Origin of the sequence: Paenibacillus sp. FSL F4-0100 (assembly GCF_037993005.1) — a bacterium.
Taxonomy (GTDB): Bacteria; Bacillota; Bacilli; order Paenibacillales; family Paenibacillaceae; genus Paenibacillus_AQ.
The window spans coordinates 7,367,553-7,391,672 of record NZ_CP150303.1 but is presented as its reverse complement, the minus strand read 5'-3'; the positions used below and the strand labels follow the sequence as shown (position 1 = coordinate 7,391,672).

Here is a 24,120-nt window from a genome sequence, read left to right as displayed (position 1 = left end):
TTATGAAGAACAAAATTAGCCGAGTGGTATTAGTGGGTACAGGAGCGGTAGGTTGTAGTTATGCCTACGCCTTGATCAATCAAGGCGTTGTTGAAGAGTTAACACTAATTGACATTAATGAAAAGCGAGCAGAAGGTGAAGCAATGGATTTACAACACGGTATGGCATTTGCTTCAACCACTACTCGTGTAACTTCTGGTACGTATGCCGCCTGCGAGAAAGCCGATCTCGTGGTTATTACCGCAGGTGCTCCCCAAAAGGACAAAAATGAAACACGTCTTGAGTTGGTTGGTAAGAATGCGGAGATTATTCGAAGTATTACCAGAGATATTATGGCGAGCGGATTTAATGGTATCATCTTAGTTGCAAGTAACCCTGTTGATATTATGACTTATGTTGCTTGGAAAGAGAGTGGTTTATCAAAAGAGCGTGTAATCGGATCAGGAACGACTTTAGATAGTGCTCGCTTTCGTTTCATGTTGGGTGAATATCTTGGAGTCGATCCACGTAATGTTCATGCTGCAATTATTGGGGAGCATGGAGATAGCGAAGTTCCGGTTTGGTCTCAAGCAGCTATTGGGATTGAAGGTTTAGAGAAAGTATTGGCTAGACGTAACAACTCAGGAGATAAAGCTGCATTACTGAGTATTTTCGAAAATACACGAGATGCCGCGTACCACATCATTGATCGAAAAGGTGCTACCTATTATGGCATTGGTATGTGTTTGGTACGGATCACTAAAGCAATATTCGCAGATGAAAATAGTATTCTTCCGGTGTCATGTTTGATGGAAGGACAATATGGGCAAAGCGATTTGTATTTAAGTACACCTGCTGTGGTAAATCGTACTGGAATTAAGGAAGTTATTGAAATTGATTTGAATGAAACCGAAAGACAGATGCTTGAAAAATCAGCAGCTGTTATGAGAGAAACTATCCATGGACTTAATAAATGAGCATTTTGCATCGATTTAAAGATAGCAGAATCTGCTAGCAATCAAAGCTTAATGCGAGGCTTGATTCTCAAAATGGGCGGACCTGCAGCATTTTAGCCATGCTATTTTTCAAACTGCTGTTGACCATGTAGGCTGCTTTATTCACGATGGCCCCGTCCTGCTTCGCGGTGACTTCCTCTATTCTAAGTTAGGGTGAAGTCCTTTTTTATGCTTGGAACTCCTTGTGTATCAAGGACTCAGGTTACTGCAAAATGCTCATATACATAGCAGGAACGTTCGTTCTATAATAAAGCCGAGGAGTAAATGGATCGTACAGGAGGGTGTTATAGTTGAAGAAGAGTGCGCTATTGGTCATTGATGTGCAGAATGAGATGTTTCAAGTGAATGATCCGGTGTTTGAAGGAGATCGATTGCTCCACAATCTCAAGCAGCTGATCGCAATAGCTAGAAGCGGCGGCATTCCTGTCTTTTACATACAACATAATGACGAAAGTTTGAAGGCAGGGTCGGAGGCGTGGAAGGTTAACCCTGAGATTGCGCCTGCGATGTCGGATACGATCATTCAGAAGACCAGACCGGATTCATTCTATAACACGACGCTTGAGGAAGAACTGAAACGAAAAGGTGTCCAACATGTCATTCTTGCGGGTATGCAGAGTGAGTTATGTGTAGATACCACATGCAGGAGAGCATTCAGTTTGGGCTACGATGTCACGCTGGTATCAGATGCTCACAGCACCTGGAACAATTCGGTGTTAACCGCGCAGCAGATCATAGATCATGTGAACGCTACCCTGAAATGGTTTGCGGACCTAAAAACAACAGAAGAGATCGTCTTAACGACAGAAGCCGGCGTGTAAATCGCCGGCTTTTTTCATATTGAATAGGTAAGAGAAAGTGATTCATCTTGGAACGGGCTTCCCCCTAACTCGAATTTCCGGATTAGAATATTCCTTCAGGTACCTTTCCTTCCCAGCAATCCGGTGCGTGCAGCCCCAGCACATGACCGATGACGGCGGCCGTGTCCATGATGCTGATCGGTGCATCGAGAAGGCCGCGTTTTACGCCCGGACCTGTAATCCCCCAGGTGATGGTCATATCCATCGGGTGATCACTGCCGTGGTCATTAGGATGAGCGCCTCCGCCGCCGTGATCCGTGACCGTGATGATCCAGGTGTCTTCCAGCAGCTGCTGATCATCCAGTGCCTTGACCATCATGTCTACGTACTTATCCGTAACGGCAATCTGCTCCAGCTGCTTATCGGTACCGAATCCGTACTTGTGGCCCGCACCGTCGGGGTGATCCAACTGAATGAACATCAGTTTGAAATTGGGCTTCTGATGAATATAATCGACGATGGCTTCCGTCAGCTCGGGGTCCGGTTTGGATTCCATATGAACGTTGATCGTATTCTCAATGATTCCTGTATTGATCGGTTCCCAGCAGCTGAATGCAGACAGAGGAGCATCCGGCCATTGCTGGCGGGCCAGCTTGAATAGTGAAGCATAGGGGAAACTCTCCGGAATTTGCTGGTGAATTGCCCGATCATTATCAAGACCATGTTGGTCCGGTCCTACGCCATATAACAGCGAGCCCCAACACTCAGCACTGATGCTGGGAAATACGGTCTGAGCATCGTACGAGTATGCTCCTGCTTGCAGCAGGGCGTGAAGATGCGGTGCGTCCGCTTCTTGAACGAACCTGCCTGCTCCATCAATTCCAAGAATAACGACACGTTTAGCCATCGATAAACTCCTCCTCGGTAAGAACAATTTGATCTTTAAGCATTGAAGTTGAATAAGACATTATGCAAAATGTGTAAAGGATTGCTGACTTGCGATGACGATTGCTACCCCCATAAGGCAATGGTCACGATACCTAGCGTGATGAGCACGGACGTAATGATTCGCCGCCAGCCTTGCTGCTCACGCAGAACGATGATGCCGAGTATGGTGCCAAATACCGTGCTCATTTCACGGACCGGCGCGATGTGCGCAAGCGGGGTGAGCCGCATGGCGAACAGGAACAGCAGGTAAGATCCCGGTGCCAGGATGGAGCCCAGCAGGATCGTGCGCCAGTTCACCGACCATTCCTGTTTTAGCCCTCTTGACAGCATCACGGGAACGATCAGAGCGATGAAATAACTGATATTGGATAACTGGATTAGCGCGATAGGGGAGACCCCCGCATCCAGAACGGCCTTGTCGGTCAGGGTATATCCTGAAATGCAAAGCCCGACCAGGCAAGCATAGCTTAAGGCTTTGGGGTTCAGGCTGGAAGGGCCTTTGAATCTCAAACCCGATAAAGCAAACAGCGAAAAGATGATGATACTCAGGCCCATATAACCTGCTGCACTTAGATGCTCATGGAACAACACGAGGCTGCACAGCGAAGTCAGCATAGCGCCAAGCCCTCGCATAAACGGGTATACCTGGGACATATCGCCATGAGTATAGGCTTTGGAGAGCAGCGTGATATAGAAGCCTTGGATGGTCATGGACAGAAGCATAAGTCCGTAAATGTGCGGTTCCAGCTTCAGCCCTGACATCTCCATGAGAAAAGAAGGCATCAGGAGGATTAAGGTGACAGAATGGATGCACCACAGAAACACCGATTTATGAATGCTTCGCTTCGTGAACAGATTCCAAAGGGCATGGGTTAAACCGGAAGACAGCACCAGCAGCAGTGATAGCAGTTCCATCAGAAATGTCCGATAAGGACTTCAATGCTGCGAGCGGACAGGTTATCCACCCATTCCTGTGAACAGCCTGGATCCGTGATAACCATGGAGATGTCCTCCAGTTTGGCGAGCTTCGAGAACGTGGTTACCCCGAGTTTCGTATGATCGGCAAGGACGATGCCTTCCTCGGAACGCTCCAGCATTTTTCGTGATATGTAGGCTTCATCCAGATCATAATCGGTAATGCCATCGGTTAATGAGATGCCGCCGGCCGAGATAAACGCTTTATTGACCTTGAACTGTTCCAGCAGCATTTCGGTCAGAGGACCTGTTGCCGCCTGTTTAGTCCGGTCCATATCCCCGCCGATATAAATAATCTTTCCCTGGAAAATCTCCATCGCCAGATTCAGGACTGGCAGCGAGTGGGTGATGACCGTGACATCAGACCGGTCCTTAAGATAACGCATGACTTCAATCGTGGTTGTTCCGTTATCGAGCAGAACGGTCTCCCCTTCCTTAATTAGGGAAGCTGCGAGTCTACCAATCGCGGCCTTTTCCTCTGCGCATGTCTGGGAACGACTCGTGAAGGAAGGCTCAATATGCCCGGAACGGGATTTGACGGCGCCGCCGTAAACTTTGCGCAGCTGGCCTTCTTTCTCTAACCGATCCAAATCCCTCCGGATTGTTTCTGCGGATACCTCCAGCAGCTCCGCAAGGGCGTGGACTTTCACCTTGCCTTCAAGCTCCAATTGATTTAAGATCTTCCCCCTGCGTTCCTCATAGGTTACAGACATAAATTCATTCACCTCAATATTGTATATGACTGATGTTGACCGAAGATGTGGATTCGATCTTATATTAGGCTGGTAAAACGAGATTGTCAACGAAAAATCATTGACTTTTCGTCGTTACCTCCACTAATATACACATAAAACCACAAGAATTCATTAAAAAACCACATGCCATGTAAAGGAGACGGTTATGTTGAAGCCAACTCTTCGATTCGGAGACGATCATACCTTTAAGATTGTGCAGTTCACAGATATTCATTGGAAGAATGGGGAGCCGGAGGATCAGATGAGCCGGCGCTGCATGGAAACGGTACTGGACCTGGAGCAGCCGGATTTGGTGGTATTTACGGGCGATCTCATTTATTCGGGCGAAGCCGATCCCGGCTGGAAAAAGTGCCAGGATCCGGTGCAGGCCTTCAAGGATGTTGTCAAGACGGTGGAGTCACGCGGAATCCGCTGGGCTTTCGTATTCGGGAATCATGATACGGAGGGGGATGTCACGCGTGAAGAACTTATGAATGCAGCTCTGCAGCACACCTACAACTGTGCAGAGCATGGCTCGCCAGAAGTTCACGGCGTTGGTAATTATACGATTCCGTTGTACGACAGTCATGGGAAAGACACGGCGGCCGTTCTGTATTTCTTCGATTCAGGGAGAGAGTCTGAACATCCTGCTGTTCCGGGGTACGATTGGATTCGGCGCGATCAGATTCGCTGGTATGAGATGGCGTCCTTGGCTTACAGTGCCAAGCATCAAGGAAATCCGCTGCCCGCATTGGCTTTTTTCCATATCCCTCTACCGGAGTATCATGAAGTCTGGGAGCGGAAAACGTGCTACGGGAGCAAGTTCGAGAGAGTGTGCTGTCCCGAAGTGAATACCGGTCTGTTCGCGGCCATGCTGGAGCGGGGCGATGTGATGGGCACTTTTGCCGGACATGATCATATCAATGATTACTGGGGGGAATTGCACGGCATCCGTCTCTGTTACGGCAGAGCTACCGGTTATGGTACATATGGCCGGGAAGGCATGCTCCGTGGTGCGAGGGTTATTTGCCTGCATGAAGGACAGCGGCAGTTCGACACTTGGATTACGCTGAGCGACGGCTCGCAAATACGGGAGCAGGAGAAGCATGAACCCGGGGCGCTCCTCTAATACGACAATAATAAAAACACACCTCTTATGAAATGTACGGAAATGATCCGGGTAGTTTCATTTGGAGGTGTGTTTGGTTTGCGTTATTACCTTTATCCGTTCGTAAGCAGTCGCAGCAGCAGCTCCGCCTTAGGGGGCGCATAGCTCGGATCCCCTTGGGACTTCAGCGTCATTAATCCCGATAGCACGGATAAATAACAGGCCACCAACTCCCTCAGATCGCCAGCCGCAATCTCTCCGGCGTCCTGCCCTGCTTCGAACAGCGGCATCAGCTGGTCAACGAAGGCATGGATGGAATAGTTCTCGATAATCCGCTTGGCCTCTTCGGGCACGCCATCTGAGGTACGTGCTTGCTGAATCAGCATAAAGTGCGAATTATCATCCTCTTGGAGAATCATGGAGGTTAGCAATGTAATTTTCTCAAGAGGGGTACCGGGCACGTTATAGATTTCGGAAAGCGCTAGCCGTGCCTCCTCCATCGACCATTGAACGAGCGTGATGAACAACTCGTCTTTGGATTTAAAGTAATGATAGAGAAGGCCATGGCTGACTCTGGCTTCGCTGGCAATCATGCTCATTTTGGTTCCGAAAATACCTCTTCTAGAAAATACTTTGATGGCAGCTTGCATGATTTGTTCTTTTCGTTCGTCGCGTATTTGATGCAGTTGTTCTTCGTTTAACGGGGCCATTGCGTCCATCCCTCATCATGGTATTCTCTTGCTGATATCAACAATAACGCATTTGATTTAATCGGGCAATCCCATCAATGAGGGCAGGAATTCGTTATTAAAGACCGGGATGATCCGCGCCAATAATTCTTCCAGCGGCAAGTTTGTTTCCTGTAATACTTGATGGAGCCAAGCTTTACCTTTTCCCGATGGGTCCGCATTCACAAGCGAGGTGATATACTCTGCATTAAACAAATCCTGAGGCGAAGCGAAAAGACCTGTTACCATCATGTACTGTTCGAATACGGCCATATCGTTATGGCCATAAGCCAGCTCCTGGCATATATCAAACAGGCTCTGGGCAAAAGAGAATCCTTGGGCGGACAGATGGCCTTCGTATGTCACGCCCGGCCATCTGAGATCCGTAGCTGCGCTAAGCCACCATGCAGGCTCCATGGCGGATTGAATCTTTAGAAGGGCGAAGCGTTCGAATCCCTCCTCAAACAGGACACCATTCTGCATCGATTGCAAGCACTGATCCAGCGTATCAGCCTGGATGGCCGCCACCGTCATGCCCTGGCCGAATATCGGATCGAAGCTGCAGAAGGCATCGCCGAGGACCAGCAGACCGGAAGGCCAATCCTTCATCTGCTCAAAATGCTGTCTCACGCATTCCTCGATCCGGTAGCCCCGCGGGCTTGAGACCGGTTCAAGCTGCTGAAGCAAATCTCCGATGGTGGCACCGAACAGATTTTGGGCTTCCTGGTCGTATAGCTGATGGTCGGTTGTCGGATAGGAAGCTCCTCCAGCGCGGTATAGAACCACCTCCGCGATCTGGTTCTCGATCGGATTGAATACGGCCGTACCGATACCAAGGGAGGGATCTCCTTCATTCAGGATGGTACTCCACACAGCCTGAATTTCCTCCGCAACCCTATAGAGCCGCGTGCTGTAACCGAGAGATATGCGCAGCCTTTCTGCCTTCGGTATCGCATACCCGAGGTTCTGCAGCCAATCAGCGAGCTTAGACCCACGCCCGCTTGCATCAACGACGATATCCGCATTCATATGAAGGAGCGCCGGTTCCTTGACGCTTCTATCCCGGAACACAACGCCGGTAACGGCATTCTTGTCAGCGTCAAACAGCAATTGTTGCGCCGTCAGTTTCGGTAAGAGAGTAACGTTGGGCAGTTTGGCCACTCTGCTGCGCAGGGTCCACTCCAGCAGGGGGCGGCTGCATCCCGCATTGGGCTCATCGGGCAGTTCCAGCGTGCCGTAGCGGGTGGTCATTTTAACGGATTTCAGTCCTCGGGAATGAGCCCCTTGCTGAAGTAATTCCTCGGTTATGCCAGGGAACCATCGTTCAACGATCATTTTGCCGCGCTCAAGGAAACGGTGCGGATGATAGGCCTGCGGCGTACCTGCCCGATTTTTCGGTCCTGCCGGAAACTCATCCCGATCCGTGACAATCACTTCGTCATAATGCTTGGATAGCACGGTTGCAGTGAATAGTCCGGCTATGCCTCCACCTAGAATGAGCGCTTTGCCTTTTGTTTTCATTCGAAGACCTCCAATATAGATTGATTTAGTCAGTCAATGATAAACACAAAAGCTCCTTCTGAAATTCAAATTTGGAATACAGGGGCAGGACTGATGGCGGTGAACTTCGTTGAACATCGAGCCGATGTCTCCCTTCTGCTATTCATATTTATGATTGATTAAGTCAGTCAATGATAAGATAAAGGTATTTATTGGATATGTCAATCCTGTTTTACGTACAAGAAGCGTGAATTGCCTATAACTCCCCTTGTGTTCGCTTCGGAATTTTGGGACAATAAGGAGTGGACTATGAATAGAAAGAGGACCAATCAATGAACAAACCATCCATTTATGGATTAACATTAGATCAGTTGACAGCTTGGCTTGGCGAGCGTGGACATAAAAAGTTTCGGGCAACACAGGTATGGGAGTGGCTGTATCGGAAGCGGGTCACCGCTTTTTCCGATATGACGGATGTGCATCCGGAGTGCTTGCAGCTGCTCGCGGAGCATTATACGATTCTGACCTTGGAGGAGCATACCAAGCAGGAATCTCTGGACGGAACGGTTAAGTTCCTGTTCAAGCTGGTGGACGGCAACCTGATTGAGACTGTATTGATGCGGCATAAATTCGGTTTATCGGTCTGTGTGACCACCCAGGTCGGCTGCAACATCGGCTGCAGCTTCTGCGCCAGCGGTTTACTGAAGAAAAGCCGGGATTTATCCGCAGCGGAAATTGTGGAACAGGTCATGCAGGTTCAGCTTCACTTGGATCAAAGAGGCAAAAGCGAGCGGGTCAGCCACCTCGTAGTGATGGGGATCGGGGAGCCGTTTGATAATTATGAGAACATGTCGGATTTCATTCGCGTGATCAAGGATCATAAGGGGCTTGCCATCGGTCCCCGTCATATTACGGTATCGACCAGCGGACTGGCTAACAAAATCATCGAGTTCGCGGACAGTGATCTGGGCGTAAATCTGGCCATCTCCCTGCATGCGCCGAATGACGAGATCCGGACCCGCATTATGAAGATTAACAAGGCGATTCCGATCGAGAAGCTGATGGCAGCGATTGATTATTATCTGGAAAAAACGAATCGTCGCATCACGCTGGAGTACATTCTGTTGAAGGATGTAAACGATCAGCCTGAGCATGCGCTCGAGCTGGCAGAGCTTGTTGGCAAGCGACGCAATCTGGCGAATGTGAACCTCATTCCGTACAACCCGGTAGATGAGCACAGCCAGTATCAGCGCAGCACGAAAGAATCGATCACCTCTTTTTATGATACCTTAAAAAAACAAGGCATCAGCTGCAGCGTTCGCCTGGAGCATGGAACCGACATCGATGCGGCCTGCGGGCAGCTGCGAAGCAAGCAGATTAAGAAAGCGCAGTAACAAGAATAACGTGCAATCTCAGGGGGATTTTTCCGCCGTATGGATTGGCCAGTTGAAAGGGCGTACCCACTCATATGGGTATGCTCTTCTTAATAAGGTGTCCGAAGTGCTTTATATTACAATCGAATCGAGAGGAATGAACTTAAACATGCTGGAGACACATCCAACCGTCAAAAAGCTGCAATTCAAAGACCTCGGCCAGCCGGTTCTGATGCTAAACGCGCCGCAGGCCTATCATGAGGTCATCAACTCCCTGCAAGGGGATGTTCATACCGAGCCTAGACAAGTGCCGTACGATTTTGTGCAAGCATTCGGGACAAGCAATGACGAATTGCAGCGGTTTGCCAAGATCGCAGCCAGCTCCGTGGCAGACAACGGCCTGCTGTGGCTGTGTTACCCCAAGAAGTCGTCCAAGACCTACAGGAACTCCGATTGCAGCCGGGAGAGCATTACGGGCATTCTTGCTGAAGAAGGCTATGAGCCCGTTCGGCAAATCGCTATCGATGAGGATTGGTCGGCCATGCGCTACCGTAAAGTAGAGTTGATCAAGTCTATGACCAGAACGTTCGCAGCAACTGCCAAGGGGAAGGAACGGACCGGTCAAGAGGACGATAAATGAAGGTCGGCTTGCATACGGTAGATCGGGTATATTGATATTGGCTGCCCTGCCCCAAAATGCGCTGTTGTGTATAATGAGTAGAGTGATAGGAAGGATGGGAATATGCTGACAATCAAAGAATACAGCGTTGAATTGGTGAAGGATCCTTTTGGAATCCTGACAGGCAAACGTTTTGAGTTTGTATGTGATTTGGACGTGCCCGAGGACGATGAGCTTTATTCGGAGCATGGCGTCTATTTGAGAGTGATTTACCTGGACGATGAGGAGCGTTCGCGCATTGTAAAGTACGACTTCTATGAGCGGACAACGGACCAGTACCTGGACTTCGATATGGAGCCCGAGGAAGAGGAAGAACTCATGGCTTTTTGCAAAGAGCATTTGCAGGAAGCGTAAATAGAGTCGGAAGATGTGAAACAGGCACTTGCGGGGTGACTTGGTCATTCTATGCTGAACATTACGGATTGTAGGTTCTTCCATGGAAAGTGGAAATGATTGCCGAGGCAGGTCTTGCAAAGTACGGATGGTTTTGGTAAAGTTAAACACAACTTATAACGAACGGAGGGTTACGTATGTTGGATTATTCCCGATTGAGATCTTTTCGCGGCTAATGAAATAGCGCTAAAGAGACCTGCACAGATGCAGGGTAATCGGGATGGGTCCGTCTTTTTTACGTAACCCATTTTTATGATATGTCTATAGAAATACACGTCTATTCATTTGCGGGATAACGGTGTTTTCACCTTCCTGTTTTATTTGGATGTGTATTTAGATTAGGCATTCCAGGAACGGTGGACAGCTATAGAACCCGTTCCGGTTACCCAGCACAGGCAGCTCGATGCCTGTGCTTTTTTTGTTGTTATGACGGCGATGATGCAATGAAATATGGAAGGGGATTGATTCCTTATGACAATAGCAAAACAAAATGATGAGTATACACAAATTATACAAGAGATGCTGGAGATTACCGGAAAACACGGGGTAAATTTGAATCCGGAGGGAATTGAAATGAATGAATCCGGCATGGATTTCCTTGTTGGATTCGCAGAGGAAGCAGGGACCGGAGCACGGTGGATTCTGCGTAAACCGAGGCGATCGGATGTGCTGGAAAGGGCTGATAACGAAGCCCGGGTCCTTAAGCTGATCCCATCCTATCTTCCGGTTGATGTACCAGATTGGCGGATTTATACGCCGGAGCTCATCGCCTACCCGCTGCTTAGTGGGGAGCCTGCCGCTTCCGTCAGCTCCGAAGGCTATGCATGGAATATGGATCATGAGAACCCGGGTGACGGATTTGTCCGCTCATTGGCTGAGACGCTGGTTGCCTTGCATGGCATCGATCATGATGCGGCGCGAGCAGCAGGTCTGCGGGTGAAGAGTCCCCAAGAGGTTCGTGAAGAGACGGCGCGAAATATGGAAGACATCAAGAACCGTCTGGGCGTCTCCGATGCGCTGTGGGAAAGATGGCAGAAATGGCTGGAAGAGGATTCCTATTGGCCAACGCATTCTGCCCTCATCCATGGCGATCTTCATCCCCCGCATATCCTGATTGATGAGCGCGTGCAGGTTACCGGGCTCTTGGATTGGACGGAGTCGGAGGTAGCAAGTCCCGCCAAAGACTTCGTGTTATACTACGCCATTTATGGCGAGCATAATCTCCGCGTCCTGTTGGACCGGTATGAACAAGCCGGAGGGAAGGTGTGGCCGCGCATGTTTGATCATATTGTCGAGCAGCATGCCGCCTATCCCGTGCTGATTGCCCAGTTCGCTCTCCTGACGAGTCAGGAAGAGTATATGACGATGGCGCGGAATGCCCTAGGATTGACGGAGGAAGCCTCCTCGAACTAGGAGATTGTCGGCAAGGAATTTTATACTGTTTGGTGAGACGGCAAACCCACTGAATACAGCTCTCTAGAAAACTACAAGCCAACCGATGCATACATTCGGTTGGCTCTTTGCATGATATAAATTAACAGAATTCAACATTATTTTGGATGAGCTGTAGGACATATAATGAAATCATGGTGAAATAAGAAGTAAGGTTAACAGATTTTTACTACATTCGTAACGCAATTTACATACCTGTAAACCTCTTGGAAGAGTAAATATGTTATCCTAGACATACTAAACTTACATACATCATTCATTTAGGGAGGGAATTGACCGTGAATATTGAGGTACGTTTATGCCCGAAGGAACAGTCATTTATTCTGCATAACATCTATCCACTGTACTTGCATGACATTGCTGAGATATGGGGGGTCCGTCCTAACCGGTTCGGTGTATTTGAAAAAGAGGATGTGCCGACCTTAAGCGAACAGAGCAAGCAGCTCGATATGTGGTGGGAGCAGCCATCGGTTCTTTTTCCTTATCTGATCTCTGTAGATGGTATCGCGGCAGGGTTGGCCCTGGTGGCGACCACCCCGTACATTCCATCGCCGAATATTCAGTACTACTTGAATGATTTTTTTGTGCTTCGGACTTTTCGAAGACAAGGTGTAGCCCAACGAGCGGCTGAGCTTGTGTTCGATCAGTTCCAAGGTGCATGGGAGCTACAAACGAATCCGACCGAGCGCAATATGAGTACCCAGATTTTTTGGCGCAAGACGTTGAACACGTACACGGGCGGAAGATATACGGAGCATGAAGGCGTCCATCCGGAAAAAGGGGATATGCTGGTCTTCCGTTTTAATAACAAATAAGCATTTCTTCATATGTGGAATCGGGCTTGACAGCTGGATGCTGCTGGGAGTAAACTGAGTTAAATTTTTCGAAAATGCTAGGATGAGGACGCCAGGGTCGCAAGTGGAAGTTGAATCAGAGAACTGCTGGGTGGTGCGAAGCAGTCAGCGGCGATGTATGGCCATCACCTCGGAGCAGATCCGCCGATCGTTTATAACTTGAGGCGTATCCGGTATTCCCTGCCGTTACCATGGGGCATCATTGATGGATGATGACGAGAGTGCGTACCGGCTTGACCGGTGCGAATCAGGGTGGTAACGCGGAGACAAGGCTCCGTCCCTACAAGGGACGGGGCTTTTTTGTGTTCCTTTAGACCATGGAAAAGAGAGGAGTGTACGTATGCTTGCGAAATTGATGCCTCAGGACGAGGTGCTGTACCAGGAAGATTTTATTCAGGATGAGGTGTCATACAATCTGATTCATCTCCTTGCTGGGTCACCGCAGAACATGGGGCTGAAATCGCCGGATGGACGGATGATCTTTGCGCAGTCTCCCCGGGGGAACGCGTGGTTATGGATTTCCCGGGAGGTTTCCGGGGATAAGCGGCAGCACCTGCTCCAAGAGCTGGTAAGCGAGCTTGAAGCGGTGACCCTGCCTGGGGTGACCGGGGAGCCGGGTGTGGCAGAGCAGTTTGCACGTTGTTATGCAGAGGAGCGTCAAGGGACCTACCGTCATCATATGATCATGGAGTCTTATCATGCCCCCGCTGTGGAGCCTCCTCATTTTGTCGAGGGCGCGATCAGGCAGGCCGCTGAAGAAGATACGCAGCAGGTGGCCCGGTTTCTGGTTGGATTCTCGGAGGATGCTTATGGGGTCCGCGCGAATGCGGCAAGCCAAGTCGAGACAGCGCAGCGACTCATTCAGCAGGGCGGGTTGTATTTATGGATAGCCGGTGACAAAGCGGTCTCGATGGCTAATCTTGCACACCGTTCGCCAAGGCACGGTCGCATAAACGCAGTATACACGCCGAGGGCTGAACGGAAAAAGGGGTATGCCAGCGCCCTGGTTGCAGACCTTGGACTTCGTCTGCTGCAGGACGGTTTGGTACCCATGCTGTATGCCGATCAGGTCAACCCGGACTCCAATCGATTGTACCAAAATATCGGGTTTATCCGGTGCGGAACGATTCGAGACTTCAAGTTTGTTAACAATGAATAGTGAATCCATAAAGTGGCACGGCTTGGACAAAGCCGGGGAAGACGAGGGGCATCAACAAATGTTATTCTATAAAGGTAGCTAAGAAATGCCGGGCCCGATTGGATAGTACATGATCCCTCAGCCAGACAATGCCCACGTCGGACTGGAAATCAGCGCTCGTAATGGACAGTGTCCGGATGTTGGGAATCGCAAATGAGGACATCACCGACTCGGGTAAAATGGTGGCACCGATGCCTTCAGCTACCAGAGCAACGATAATGGCAACGCTGGAGCATTCGCAAATGACATGCGGTTCAAGTTCGCCGCGCTTAAATTCTTGGATGACCCGCTCATGCATCCCGATCGTCTGATCGGTTTTTAAGGATAAGAACGGATATTCGGCCAGCTCGCGCATCGAGATTTCCGAATGGGAGGATACACTTTCCCAGCTGCTTGGAAGGACCGCGACGAACGGGTCGGAGGGCAGAGGCCGAACGGCATAACGCTCAGGCCCGAAGCTGGATTCGAAAGGGAGCCGGGTCACTGCCAGCTCAATATTACGCTTGTCGAGTTGATCCGCCAGCAGGGAGTGATCGCCTTCCCGAATCTTGAAGGTGACCTCGGGATATTGCTGCCGGAAAATCTGGATGCGCTGGGGCAAGAGCGAAATACAGGAGACGACGGCGCCGATGGAGAGCATGCCGCGGATTCCAGCGTGGATCTCCTTCACCTCGGTTAGGGTTTCATTGAACTGGTTCAGCAGGGATGCGGCTCGGTTCTGCAGCAGCTCGCCTGCGTGTGTGAGCTGAAGCTGCTTGCCGCTGCGTTCAAACAGCAGAACGCCGAGCTCTTCCTCCATCAGTTTCAGCTGACGGCTTAATGGAGGCTGCTCCATATTGAGCTGTTTTGCTGCACGCGTGATCTGTCCTTCCTGCGCAATCGTCAGGAAATATCGTAGCTGTCGAATGTCCATCTTCATACCCCCTCTCCATACCTTTAAGGTATGGTATCCCTATAAATCAGATATTTTTAATATAGGGTATCGATTGATATGATTCAACTAATAACGTTTACAAAATAAGGAGATGTGTGCACATGACTTACGCGATACCCGTGGAGTTAACGACCACCCCGAAGACAAAGCCGAGCCACTACAAACAGGCTTTCGGCACGGTATTTACGGACCACATGTTTATTCTCGATTATGATGCTAGTCAAGGCTGGCACGATCCGCGCGTCGTTCCGTATCAGCCGATCGAACTGGACCCTGCCGCCAAGGTATTTCACTACGGGCAGACCGTATTTGAAGGCCTGAAGGCTTACTTGACGGAAGATGAGCGAATTCTCATGTTCCGCCCGAGCAAAAATATTCAGCGGCTGAACCTGTCCAACCAGCGCCTGAGCATTCCGGCATTGGACGAGGAACTTGTTATGGAAGCGCTCAAGCAGCTGGTGCTCGTGGACCGCGACTGGATTCCTTCAGAGCCGGGCACATCGCTCTATATCCGTCCGTTTGTGATCGCAACCGAGCCCGTGCTTGGCGTAGCGCCATCACTGCAATACAAGTTCATGATTATCCTGTCGGTGGTCGGTTCGTATTATGCAGAAGGCATCAATCCGGTCAGCATTTATGTGGAGCCGAAATACGTGCGTGCCGTAGCCGGCGGCGTGGGCAATGCCAAGACGGCTGGCAACTACGCGGCAGGTTTGAAGGCGCAGGATGAAGCAACGCTTAAGGGATACTCGCAGGTGCTGTGGCTCGATGGCGTACATCGCAAATATATCGAGGAAGTCGGCAGCATGAACGTATTCTTCAAGCTGGGCGATACGGTCGTAACCCCGGCGCTGAATGGCAGCATCCTGGATGGCGTTACCCGGAACTCGGTTATCCAACTGCTTCAGCATTGGAATATCCCGGTAGAAGAACGGGCCATCTCCATTGATGAAATCGTGGAGGCCCACCGCAGCGGCTTGTTGACCGAAGCTTTTGGTACCGGTACGGCAGCGGTAATTTCACCGATTGGATCCCTGGAATGGCAGGATGAGCAATTGAAGATTGGTGAGGGAGCAACGGGCGAACTCTCTAAACGCGTATATGATGCCATCACAGGCATCCAGCTCGGAACGGTTGAGGATCCGTTCGGCTGGACGGTTGAGCTTACGTTATCTTAATGAACCTATAAGGACCCTGCCCAGGCATACTGAGGCAGGGTCCTTTTTTTGTTCATCACAGCTCTCTCGGTGATCCAACTCTTAATTGGCCTTCGGGCTCTTCGTTATATGCGGTTTGTCTTCTGAGAAGATACGTCGATAAACGTTTTTCTTATGATAAGCGCCATGTTACGATGAGGTTAAATTGTTGACACGTTGACGTACGAAGGCATGGAGGTGCTTTTTTAGTGAATCGTCCGCAGAGTGTCGTTCCTGATGCTATTGATTTTACGAACGCTGCTTTTCCTTTTACAGCGTCGACCACGCACGGCATATTTGCCGGAGCCCAGCGCCTGCATTGGCATCATGCTTTGGAGCTCAACTATATTCAGAGCGGGACCGGATTTATTCTGATCAACGGGATGAAACTCCCGTTTCAGCAGGGAGATATTATTTTCATCAACAGCAATGATCTTCACCGGGCGTATGAGACCGAGAACCTGGTGATGGATGTCATTATGTTCGAGCCTTCGCTGCTATCCATTGACCTCAAGTTCGATCCGGATCTGATGGCTCCCTTCCGTTCGCTTGGAAACATGGAGAGGCAGTCCCCCGTGCACGATGAATTGGCTCACCTGCTGGGGCGCATGAGGGAAGAGTATCAGGCCCGAGGAACCGCTTATATGAGCCTGATCCGTTCGGATCTTATTCGATTCCTGAGTTTGGCGAACCGTCATCTGTCGATTCCGGCTCAAGCGAACAGTCCGATCAAGGGCAGGGGAATGCATGCGTTAAAAGAAGTCCTGCGCACGATGGAGCTTCAGCTGGACTACAGCTGGACGCTGCAGGAGCTGTCGGACTTAACGCATCTGAGCCCTTCCCGGTTCAGCTCTCTGTTCCAGCAGGCGGTCGGCACTTCACCGCACCATTATCTGATCCAGCTGCGGTTGACGCATGCCGTGCACTTGCTAGAGACGACGGACCAGAAGATTATCGAGATTGCGGAATCCTGCGGGTTTCGGAATCTGTCTAATTTCAATCGTCTGTTCAAGCAGCATGTCGGCGCATCGCCAAGCGAAATTCGGGAGCGTGCTTATGCCAGCACTCCTGTAATCCTCTCCACTTCAAAACCAAGAAAACAGTAAGATAGTATCACTCCTTGATCGTATAGCAGTAGATGGATGCTGGTGGAAGCGGTATCTTAAATATATACCACCACATGACGCCGCTGTATGGCGGGTAGGAGTGAAATGCATGAGTCTGTATCTGGGTGTAGATGCCGGCGGTAGTAAGACACACGCCGTGATCTGCGATGAGCAAGGGAATATTCTCGGCAAGGGAGCATCTGGGAACGGCAATCACCAGATTCACCGTGAACATGCGGCCCGTAATATTGAGGAAGCCTGTAATGCGGCTTTACAAGAGGCGGGAGTTGCCAAAGAAAATATCAGTTATGCTTATTTTGGCTTGGCCGGAGCGGATAGGGAAGCCGATTACGAGATCCTGCGTCCGATGATCGGGGCTCTCGGTTATCCTAAGCACGATATCGCATGCGATACCATTATCGGGATGAGGGCTGGAACGAGCCGTCCGTATGGCGCCGCATTGATCTGCGGTACAGGCTTCAACAGCGCAGCCCGCAACCGTGCGGGAGAAGAGCTGCAGTATGGCGGATTCGGCTTCTTGTATGGAGATGGATACGCGGGCGGTTTCGGATTTGCCACGCTGGCTTTCCGGGCAGTCATTCGGGCCTGGGATGATCGGGGCCCGGCAACCTTATTGACATCGCTCGTACTGGAGCAGATGGGATACACGTCCGTAGAACCGATGTATGAGGATGTCCTCTACGGTAAGACAAAGGTTCCGCCAAGCCTGGTGAAGACGCTGTTCCAGGCAGCTGAAGCAGGTGACGAGGTGGCAACCCGAATTCTTGAGAATGAAGGCGAAGAGCTGGCTAATGCGGTATGTACGCTGATCCGGCGGCTGGACATGACAGATGAAGCCTTTGACATTGTTTATATCGGCAGTGTGCTGAACAGGCCGAATAGCTCGATCCTGACGGATGCGATCGAACGGATTGTTGCGGTCCGGGCACCACATGCGAGCTGTGTAAGACTGACATCCGATCCGGTTTCCGGCGCGCTTCTCTGCGCGATGGATGCCGACGGTCATGCCATTGATGCACAGGCGGAGGCCAAACTGAAAGCATTTACGTTTGAGCAGGTAACCACAGCCTGATCAGTTTATCGTTTTAATATAGAACCTGATAAATACGGATTGATATCATACCTTGGAGGCGATTAATGTGGCAGCAGGATTGAAGATAGCGGTCATCGGGGGAGGTTCCTCCTATACCCCGGAAATTGTTGAAGGTTTCATTCGCAATTATGAGCAAATGCCGATTCGCGAATTATGGTTCGTTGATATTGAAGAGGGCAAGCATAAGCTGGAGATTGTAGGCAATCTAGCGAAACGCATGGTGAAAGAATCGGGCCTGCCGATAGAGGTTCACCTGACACTGGATCGCAGACAAGCGATTGCAGGTGCCGATTTTGTGACGACCCAGATGCGTGTCGGCTTGCTTGCGGCACGTAAACAGGATGAGCATATTCCGATTATGCACGGCGTTATCGGTCAGGAGACGACGGGTCCTGGCGGCATGCTGAAGGCGCTGCGCACGGTTCCGGTGATTCTGGACATTTGTCGTGATATCGAGGAGCTGGCACCGAATGCATGGATGCTGAACTTCACGAATCCGGCGGGCATTGTTACCGAGGCGGTTGCAAAGCACAGTAAGGTGAAATCCGTTGGTCTGTGCAATTCGCCAATTAACTTTCAGAAGTTCCTGGCGGCCGAGTACGGCGTGTCGGAGAAGGACGTTCTGGCCGAGTTTGTCGGGATCAACCATCTTCACTGGGTGACGTCGGCTATCGTTAACGGGGACGAGAAGATGCCGGAGCTGCTGGACGGCGGCAAATCGTATACGGCGAAGAACGTGCCGACCTTCGGCTGGGATACGGACTTTATCCGCTCGCTTGGAGCGATCCCGACGTATTATCTTAAATATTTCTACATGACCGATACGATGTTTGCAGATATGAAGGCATCGCTGGAGAAGGACGGAACTCGAGCGGATGTGGTCAGCCGGGTTGAGCAGGAGCTGTTTGAGCTCTACAAGGATGAGAATTTGGCCGTGAAGCCGAAGCAGCTGGAGCAGCGGGGCGGCGCTTACTATTCCGAAGCGGCAGTTAACCTGATGACGTCCATCTACAATGACCGCCATGATATCCAGACATTGAATGTCGCAAACGGCAATATCTATGACTTCCTGCCTGCGGATGCCAGCATCGAGATCAACTGCGTGGTAACGGGCCAAGGGCCGATTCCGCTTACACCGCAGAACGTTCCTTCCCATGTTAAAGGACTGATGCATGCGGTGAAAGTGTATGAACAATTGACGATTGAAGCGGCCATTACTGGTGATCGCGGAATTGCGCTGCAAGCGCTGGTTCACCATCCGCTGGTGCCTTCCGTAAGTGTAGCGAAGCAGCTGCTGGGTGAAATGCTGGAGGCGAACAAAAAGTACTTGCCTGCTTTTTTTAAGGCGGAGACCGTGCAGTAAACCGAAATGAATCTCAAACGTGCGGTTATGATATAGAGCCATGCAGCCCCTCTTCGTATTGAAGAGGGGCTTTATGGTAGGAGTTCCGAAATCATGGATGATATGAATTTTCGGATTAGATCTTCATTCCTGTCACATCTGGGTATCCTCGCCCGTCATACCCGTATAAAACCGAAAGGGATGATGACGGATGCTAAAATATGACGTAGCTGTTGTAGGTGGAGGCGTAGCCGGTTTAACAGCCGCAATCTATGCGGCAAGAGCCGGGAAGCAAACGATACTTGTTGAGAAGCAGGAACGTTTAGGTGGTCGGGCCATGACCCATAAGAAGAAGGGAGCCTACTTCAATCTGGGCGGGCATGCCTTATACCATGGAGATGCCCTTTCAACCTTTCGCGAATTAGGGCTCCAATTGGCGGGAGGCCAACCTTCAATTGACGGGTACGGGATATGGAAAGGGAAACTAAGTCCGTTACCCATGGGCGTGAAATCCCTATTCACTACCCCACTATTAACCTGGAAGGGCAAGATGGAGCTCGGTGCCTGGCTTGCGAAATTAGGTAAACTGGATACGCAGCTGTACGACAACATGAGTTTGCGCGAATGGATTGAAGGTAACGTGCAGGATCCCATGGTACGAAATTTATTTTATTCGCTATTGCGTACAGCGAGTTATGTGGTAGCCCCTGACCTGCAGGCTGCCGGTCCCGTACTGCAGCAGCTTAAGCACGCGCTGAAGGGGGTGCTGTATCTGGATCGGGGCTGGGGAGCCATGGTCGATGAATTAAAACAAAAGGCTCTCGAGCAGGGAGTTCAAATCGTAACGAAGAATAAAGTGATTTCAGTTGATCATCACGAGGGAAGGGTACGGCATGTCCTATGCGGGGATGGCATGAAAATAGAAGCAAACCATATTATTCTTACCACACCGCCAGCTGTTGCTCACGAACTGGTGCCTCATGCAGAAGAAACTGCCCTTCATACTTGGAAGGAGCAGGCGGTCGAAGTGACAGCGGCTTGCTTGGATGTAGCCCTGCGTCGTCTTCCGGAACCGAAGCAGCAGTTTGTGTACGGCCTCGATCAAACCGTCTTTCTCTCGAATCAATCCCGAGCGGCTTACCTCAGTGAAGATGGCGCACAAGTCATAACCTTGCTGAAGTATCAGGGCAAGGAGAAGGATGCAAGAAGGGATTTGCAGGAATTAGAAGAAACCTTAGACTTGGTGCAGCCGGGTTGGCGCAACGAGCTCGTTGAGAAACAATACCTTCCTAACATCACGGTCTGCCACGATTTTATGCATGTGAACCGCCAAGAGAACCCGGGTCCAGCCGTCCCGGAAATCATCGGGTTATATGTAGCGGGAGAATGGGCAGCGCATGGCGAACTCTTGGTTGATGCTGCAACCGCAAGCGCCAAACGGGCTGTACAGCATATACTCTCGCTTGAAAGTGAGGCAAGGATCCCGAATGATGAGCACAGAGTCATTGTATAAAACCTATCGATCCGCTCTTTTCTCGTTAGCTTACCGAATGCTGGGAAGTGTGATGGATGCGGAAGATATCGTGCAGGAGGCTTTCATTAGTTATAACCAATTGCCCCACCCGGAGGATATTCGCAATGAGAGAGCGTTTCTGTACAAAATCGTAACGAATCGTTGTTTGGATCTGCTGCGCTCTTCTGCCAAAAAACGTGAACTGTACGTCGGCCCTTGGCTGCCAGAACCCCTGATCGAGAATATGGCGTCAGAGACGGACCCATCTCATATCGTAGAGCAGCAAGAGTCCATCTCTACAGCGTACCTGCTGCTCCTTCAGCAGCTCAACGCGGTGGAAAGAGCCGTGTTCCTTCTTCGTGAGATTTTCCATTATTCCTATGATGAAATAGCTGAAATTCTGGGAAAAAGCAGCGCCAATTGTCGTCAAATCTTCCGCCGTGCTAAGGGCAGCATTCATTTTGTTCCTGATCAGAGTCCATCGATCTCGGTGGCGGAGGAGCAAATCAAGGAATTTGTAGACTCCCTTTTACAGGGGAACACGAATAAGCTGTTGTTGCTGTTAAACGAGAACCTTGTGTTCTACTCGGATGGCGGCGGTAAAGTCAGAGCGGCGCAAATTCCTGTGGTTGGAGTCCATAAAGTGATCCAATTGCATTTGAACCTGCTTAAAATGTATGAAGGGAAATATGTATACTCTTATCTTACCGTCAATGGTCTGCCGGGAATGCGGATCCAGTTGGATAACGGAGTCCAATTTATTTATTCTTTTGCTTTTAAAAACAATCGGATCGAAACGATGTATACCGTGGCAAATCCGGATAAACTCAGACATATACAGTTGCCGTGATACAAAAAGTACAGGGCCGGTTTAAGATCTAAGATCTTAAGTCGGCCCTGCTGCTGTATAATGCTGAGGAATTCTCAGGAGATACTCCTCGCGGAGGTCACTCCAGCATTTCATCTGCTTACTCATCATGGTCCAGCCAGTCAAGCTTATGGCTGACAGGCTGCTGCTCTGCAGCATAGTAATCCGTTATACGCCTGAATAAGCCATGAAGCCGCCGTCCACGGGAATTACCGTTCCCGTGACGAAGCCGGAGGTCTGATCGTCCACGAGCCAGAGCAGGGTGCCCAGCAGATCCTCCGGCACGCCGAACCGTCTCATGGGGGTATGGGAGATGATTTTATGAGAGCGCTCGGTTAATGAACCGTCGCTATGAGTCAACAGATTGCGGTTCTGCTCGGTCAGGAAGAAGCCCGGCGCAATCGCGTTCACGCGAATGCCCGATTCCGCGAGATGAACGGACAGCCACTGCGTGAAGTTGTTGATGGCCGCTTTGGCTGCGCTATACGCCGGAACCTTGGTCATCGGGCTCGGTGCGCTCATGGACGAGATATTCAGCACGACGGCCCCGGGACACCCCAGCATCCCTTCCGCAAAAATTTGCGTCGGTATGAGCGTGCCGATGAAGTTCAAATCGAATACGCTGCGGAAGCCAGGCACACTTAGCCCGAAGAAGGTTGTAAGATCCGGCTGCCCCACATCCTCCGGACGGAGTATCTCGTTGGTTGTATTCGCGTCTTTCCGGTTGCCGCCGGCTCCGTTAATAAGGATATCGCAGGGTCCGAAAGACTCGCGCACAGCCTTCTCGGCTTGCCGGACGCTTTCCACATCCGTTACATCGCAGGGAACGGCAATCGCTGTACCGCCGGCAGCCGTAATTTCGTCCGCTACCTGCTGCCCTTTCTCGGCCGTACGATTCAAGACGGCGACCTTGGCGCCTTGCCGACCCAGTTCCAGAGCCATTGCTCGGCACAGCACCCCGGAGCCGCCCGTAATGACAACCGTCTTCCCGTTTAATGATGGATGGATAGGAAGGGCTGGCGTCACTTGCGGCGTGGATGCATAGGAAGCACCGCTTGATCCGGATTCAGAGGTACCTGTTGTATGCTTATTTACCTCACTCATTGAACGGCCTCCTTCAACTGAGCTGCGCTGCCTGCGCGCTCCCGGCTGTAAGCGTCCCACAACCCCCAGAGATACATAATGCCCAAGGCGCGGTCATATAGACCGTAACCCGGACGGCACTGCTCACCCCAAATATGCCGCCCGTGATCGGGCCTTACATATCCAGTGAAACCGTTATCATGATAAGTCTGCACGATGCCGGAAATATCGACGGTACCGTCTTCGGTGCGGTGGGACGTTTCGATGAAATCGCCATTCTCATAGACGCGCACATTCCGGATGTGTGCGAAAGGAATCCGGTCGTGGAACTCATGGATCATGGAGACGATGTCATTGTCCGGATTGGCGCCGAGCGATCCACTGCACAGGGTCAAGCTGTTCGCCGGGCTATCATATAGCTTGAGGAATCTCCGCAGATTGTCCTGGCTGGTAATGACCCGCGGCAGACCGAAGATCGGCCAAGGCGGATCATCCGGGTGAATGGCCATTCGAATACCGTTCTTCTCGGCAGCCGGGATGACGGCGTTTAAGAAATATTCGAGGTTGCGCCACAGATCGTCCTCGGTAACGCCGCGGTATGCTTCGAACAGGGAGGTTAGATGGGCCAAACGTTCCGGCTCCCAGCCAGGCATCGTAAGCGTGCTGTTTCGGTTGATCGTCTGAACCAGCTCCATCGGATCAGTGCCGTGGATTTTGGCTTTCTCAAAGAAGAGAGCCGTCGATCCATCGGCAGACTGCTTATGAAGATCGGTTCTAGCCCAGTCAAATACCGGCATGAAATTGTAGCAGATGACTTTGACGCCGACCTGGCCCAATTTCTCAATCGTCCGGATGTAGTTGGCTATGTACTGATCCCGTGAGGGGAGCCCAAGTTTGATATCCTCATGCACATTCACGCTTTCCACGACGTCAATATGAAGGCCGTACGCTTTCGCCTGGCCCACGACTTCTTCAATCCGCTCCATCGGCCATTCCTCGCCGACAGGAATATCGTGAAGTGCCCATACGATGCCCTCCACGCCAGGGATTTGTCTAATCTGATCCAGTGAGACCGTATCGTTGCCCTCACCAAACCACCTGAATACCATGCGCATTTTCTTCACCGCCTTTACAAGTTTAAGGAGTTAACGCAAAGCTGCTGGGAATTTTGCAAGTTACGAGTGCACTGCCAAGATGGAAGCCTGCGAGTCGGTTAAAGTCTATCCA

General features: G+C 50.7%; 23 protein-coding genes. 15 read left to right on the top strand and 8 right to left on the bottom strand.

Features of this window, described 5'->3' with window-relative positions; genetic code table 11:
• The first annotated feature begins 2 nt into the window (after nt 1-2).
• The gene (locus MHH48_RS33550; protein ID WP_076323785.1) at nt 3-956 is read left to right on the top strand and encodes an L-lactate dehydrogenase; all 954 of its coding nucleotides are present in this window, start codon (nt 3-5) and stop codon (nt 954-956) included.
• Between the two features lie 329 nt (nt 957-1,285).
• Nucleotides 1,286-1,816, top strand: coding sequence for a cysteine hydrolase family protein (locus MHH48_RS33545; RefSeq protein WP_076323786.1), 531 nt, complete (start codon nt 1,286-1,288; stop codon nt 1,814-1,816).
• Nucleotides 1,817-1,898: 82 nt separating this feature from the next.
• On the opposite strand, the gene MHH48_RS33540 is transcribed toward MHH48_RS33545, so the two are convergent.
• The 3 genes from MHH48_RS33540 to MHH48_RS33530 all read right to left on the bottom strand — a co-directional run bounded on the left by MHH48_RS33540 (nt 1,899) and on the right by MHH48_RS33530 (nt 4,431).
• Complete coding sequence (locus MHH48_RS33540; RefSeq protein WP_076323787.1) at nt 1,899-2,702, bottom strand: alkaline phosphatase family protein; 804 nt, start codon at nt 2,700-2,702, stop codon at nt 1,899-1,901.
• Nucleotides 2,703-2,806: 104 nt separating this feature from the next.
• Nucleotides 2,807-3,658 (bottom strand): DMT family transporter, encoded by an 852-nt coding sequence (locus MHH48_RS33535; protein ID WP_076323788.1) that lies wholly within the window; start codon nt 3,656-3,658, stop codon nt 2,807-2,809.
• Nucleotides 3,658-4,431: a DeoR/GlpR family DNA-binding transcription regulator gene (locus MHH48_RS33530; RefSeq protein WP_076323789.1), complete on the bottom strand. Its 774-nt coding sequence runs from the start codon at nt 4,429-4,431 to the stop codon at nt 3,658-3,660. Before MHH48_RS33530 ends, MHH48_RS33535 begins: the two co-directional genes overlap by 1 nt.
• 190 nt (nt 4,432-4,621) lie before the next feature.
• On the opposite strand from MHH48_RS33530, the gene MHH48_RS33525 reads away from it, so the two are divergent.
• The gene (locus MHH48_RS33525) at nt 4,622-5,581 is read left to right on the top strand and encodes a metallophosphoesterase family protein (RefSeq protein ID WP_076324071.1); all 960 of its coding nucleotides are present in this window, start codon (nt 4,622-4,624) and stop codon (nt 5,579-5,581) included.
• A gap of 92 nt (nt 5,582-5,673) precedes the next feature.
• On the opposite strand, the gene MHH48_RS33520 is transcribed toward MHH48_RS33525, so the two are convergent.
• A complete protein-coding gene (locus MHH48_RS33520; protein WP_076323790.1) occupies nt 5,674-6,270 on the bottom strand; it encodes a TetR/AcrR family transcriptional regulator in 597 nt (198 codons plus the stop codon).
• A 57-nt stretch (nt 6,271-6,327) separates the two neighbouring features.
• Nucleotides 6,328-7,809, bottom strand: coding sequence for an FAD dependent oxidoreductase (locus MHH48_RS33515; RefSeq protein WP_076323791.1), 1,482 nt, complete (start codon nt 7,807-7,809; stop codon nt 6,328-6,330).
• Nucleotides 7,810-8,120: 311 nt separating this feature from the next.
• Here MHH48_RS33515 and rlmN point away from each other — a divergent pair, with 311 nt between their 5' ends.
• From rlmN to MHH48_RS33485, 6 genes are all read left to right on the top strand, one after another.
• Nucleotides 8,121-9,182 carry a 23S rRNA (adenine(2503)-C(2))-methyltransferase RlmN gene (rlmN, locus tag MHH48_RS33510; RefSeq protein ID WP_076323792.1) on the top strand — a complete coding sequence of 354 codons (1,062 nt, stop codon included), beginning with the start codon at nt 8,121-8,123 and terminating at the stop codon, nt 9,180-9,182.
• A 148-nt stretch (nt 9,183-9,330) separates the two neighbouring features.
• On the top strand, nt 9,331-9,801 hold the full coding sequence (locus MHH48_RS33505) for a DUF3052 domain-containing protein (RefSeq protein ID WP_076323793.1): 471 nt from the start codon (nt 9,331-9,333) through the stop codon (nt 9,799-9,801).
• A 102-nt stretch (nt 9,802-9,903) separates the two neighbouring features.
• Entirely contained in the window at nt 9,904-10,194 is a 291-nt protein-coding gene (locus tag MHH48_RS33500) for a DUF6509 family protein (RefSeq protein WP_076323794.1), read from the top strand.
• A gap of 510 nt (nt 10,195-10,704) precedes the next feature.
• Nucleotides 10,705-11,646: a macrolide 2'-phosphotransferase MphI gene (mphI, locus tag MHH48_RS33495; RefSeq protein ID WP_076323795.1), complete on the top strand. Its 942-nt coding sequence runs from the start codon at nt 10,705-10,707 to the stop codon at nt 11,644-11,646.
• A 317-nt stretch (nt 11,647-11,963) separates the two neighbouring features.
• A complete protein-coding gene (locus MHH48_RS33490; protein WP_076323796.1) occupies nt 11,964-12,500 on the top strand; it encodes a GNAT family N-acetyltransferase in 537 nt (178 codons plus the stop codon).
• Between the two features lie 379 nt (nt 12,501-12,879).
• Nucleotides 12,880-13,698: a GNAT family N-acetyltransferase gene (locus tag MHH48_RS33485; protein WP_076323797.1), complete on the top strand. Its 819-nt coding sequence runs from the start codon at nt 12,880-12,882 to the stop codon at nt 13,696-13,698.
• Nucleotides 13,699-13,759: 61 nt separating this feature from the next.
• On the opposite strand, the gene MHH48_RS33480 is transcribed toward MHH48_RS33485, so the two are convergent.
• Nucleotides 13,760-14,650 (bottom strand): LysR family transcriptional regulator, encoded by an 891-nt coding sequence (locus MHH48_RS33480; RefSeq protein WP_076323798.1) that lies wholly within the window; start codon nt 14,648-14,650, stop codon nt 13,760-13,762.
• Between the two features lie 122 nt (nt 14,651-14,772).
• Between MHH48_RS33480 and MHH48_RS33475 the strand changes: the two genes are divergently transcribed.
• The 6 genes from MHH48_RS33475 to sigJ all read left to right on the top strand — a co-directional run bounded on the left by MHH48_RS33475 (nt 14,773) and on the right by sigJ (nt 21,792).
• Entirely contained in the window at nt 14,773-15,849 is a 1,077-nt protein-coding gene (locus MHH48_RS33475; protein ID WP_076323799.1) for a branched-chain amino acid aminotransferase, read from the top strand.
• Between the two features lie 227 nt (nt 15,850-16,076).
• Complete coding sequence (locus MHH48_RS33470) at nt 16,077-16,973, top strand: AraC family transcriptional regulator (protein WP_076323800.1); 897 nt, start codon at nt 16,077-16,079, stop codon at nt 16,971-16,973.
• A gap of 109 nt (nt 16,974-17,082) precedes the next feature.
• Nucleotides 17,083-18,066 (top strand): BadF/BadG/BcrA/BcrD ATPase family protein, encoded by a 984-nt coding sequence (locus MHH48_RS33465; RefSeq protein ID WP_076323801.1) that lies wholly within the window; start codon nt 17,083-17,085, stop codon nt 18,064-18,066.
• A 67-nt stretch (nt 18,067-18,133) separates the two neighbouring features.
• The gene (locus tag MHH48_RS33460; RefSeq protein WP_076323802.1) at nt 18,134-19,450 is read left to right on the top strand and encodes a 6-phospho-beta-glucosidase; all 1,317 of its coding nucleotides are present in this window, start codon (nt 18,134-18,136) and stop codon (nt 19,448-19,450) included.
• 190 nt (nt 19,451-19,640) lie between these two features.
• The gene (locus tag MHH48_RS33455) at nt 19,641-20,942 is read left to right on the top strand and encodes an FAD-dependent oxidoreductase (RefSeq protein ID WP_076323803.1); all 1,302 of its coding nucleotides are present in this window, start codon (nt 19,641-19,643) and stop codon (nt 20,940-20,942) included.
• Nucleotides 20,917-21,792, top strand: a complete 876-nt coding sequence (sigJ, locus tag MHH48_RS33450; protein WP_256720648.1) for an RNA polymerase sigma factor SigJ — start codon at nt 20,917-20,919, stop codon at nt 21,790-21,792. Before MHH48_RS33455 ends, sigJ begins: the two co-directional genes overlap by 26 nt.
• A gap of 186 nt (nt 21,793-21,978) precedes the next feature.
• On the opposite strand, the gene MHH48_RS33445 is transcribed toward sigJ, so the two are convergent.
• Both MHH48_RS33445 and uxuA read right to left on the bottom strand, forming a co-directional pair.
• Nucleotides 21,979-22,914, bottom strand: a complete 936-nt coding sequence (locus MHH48_RS33445; protein WP_076323804.1) for an SDR family oxidoreductase — start codon at nt 22,912-22,914, stop codon at nt 21,979-21,981.
• Nucleotides 22,911-24,008: a mannonate dehydratase gene (uxuA, locus tag MHH48_RS33440; protein ID WP_076323805.1), complete on the bottom strand. Its 1,098-nt coding sequence runs from the start codon at nt 24,006-24,008 to the stop codon at nt 22,911-22,913. The genes MHH48_RS33445 and uxuA overlap by 4 nt, the downstream gene beginning before the upstream one ends.
• Between the last annotated feature and the right edge of the window lie 112 nt (nt 24,009-24,120).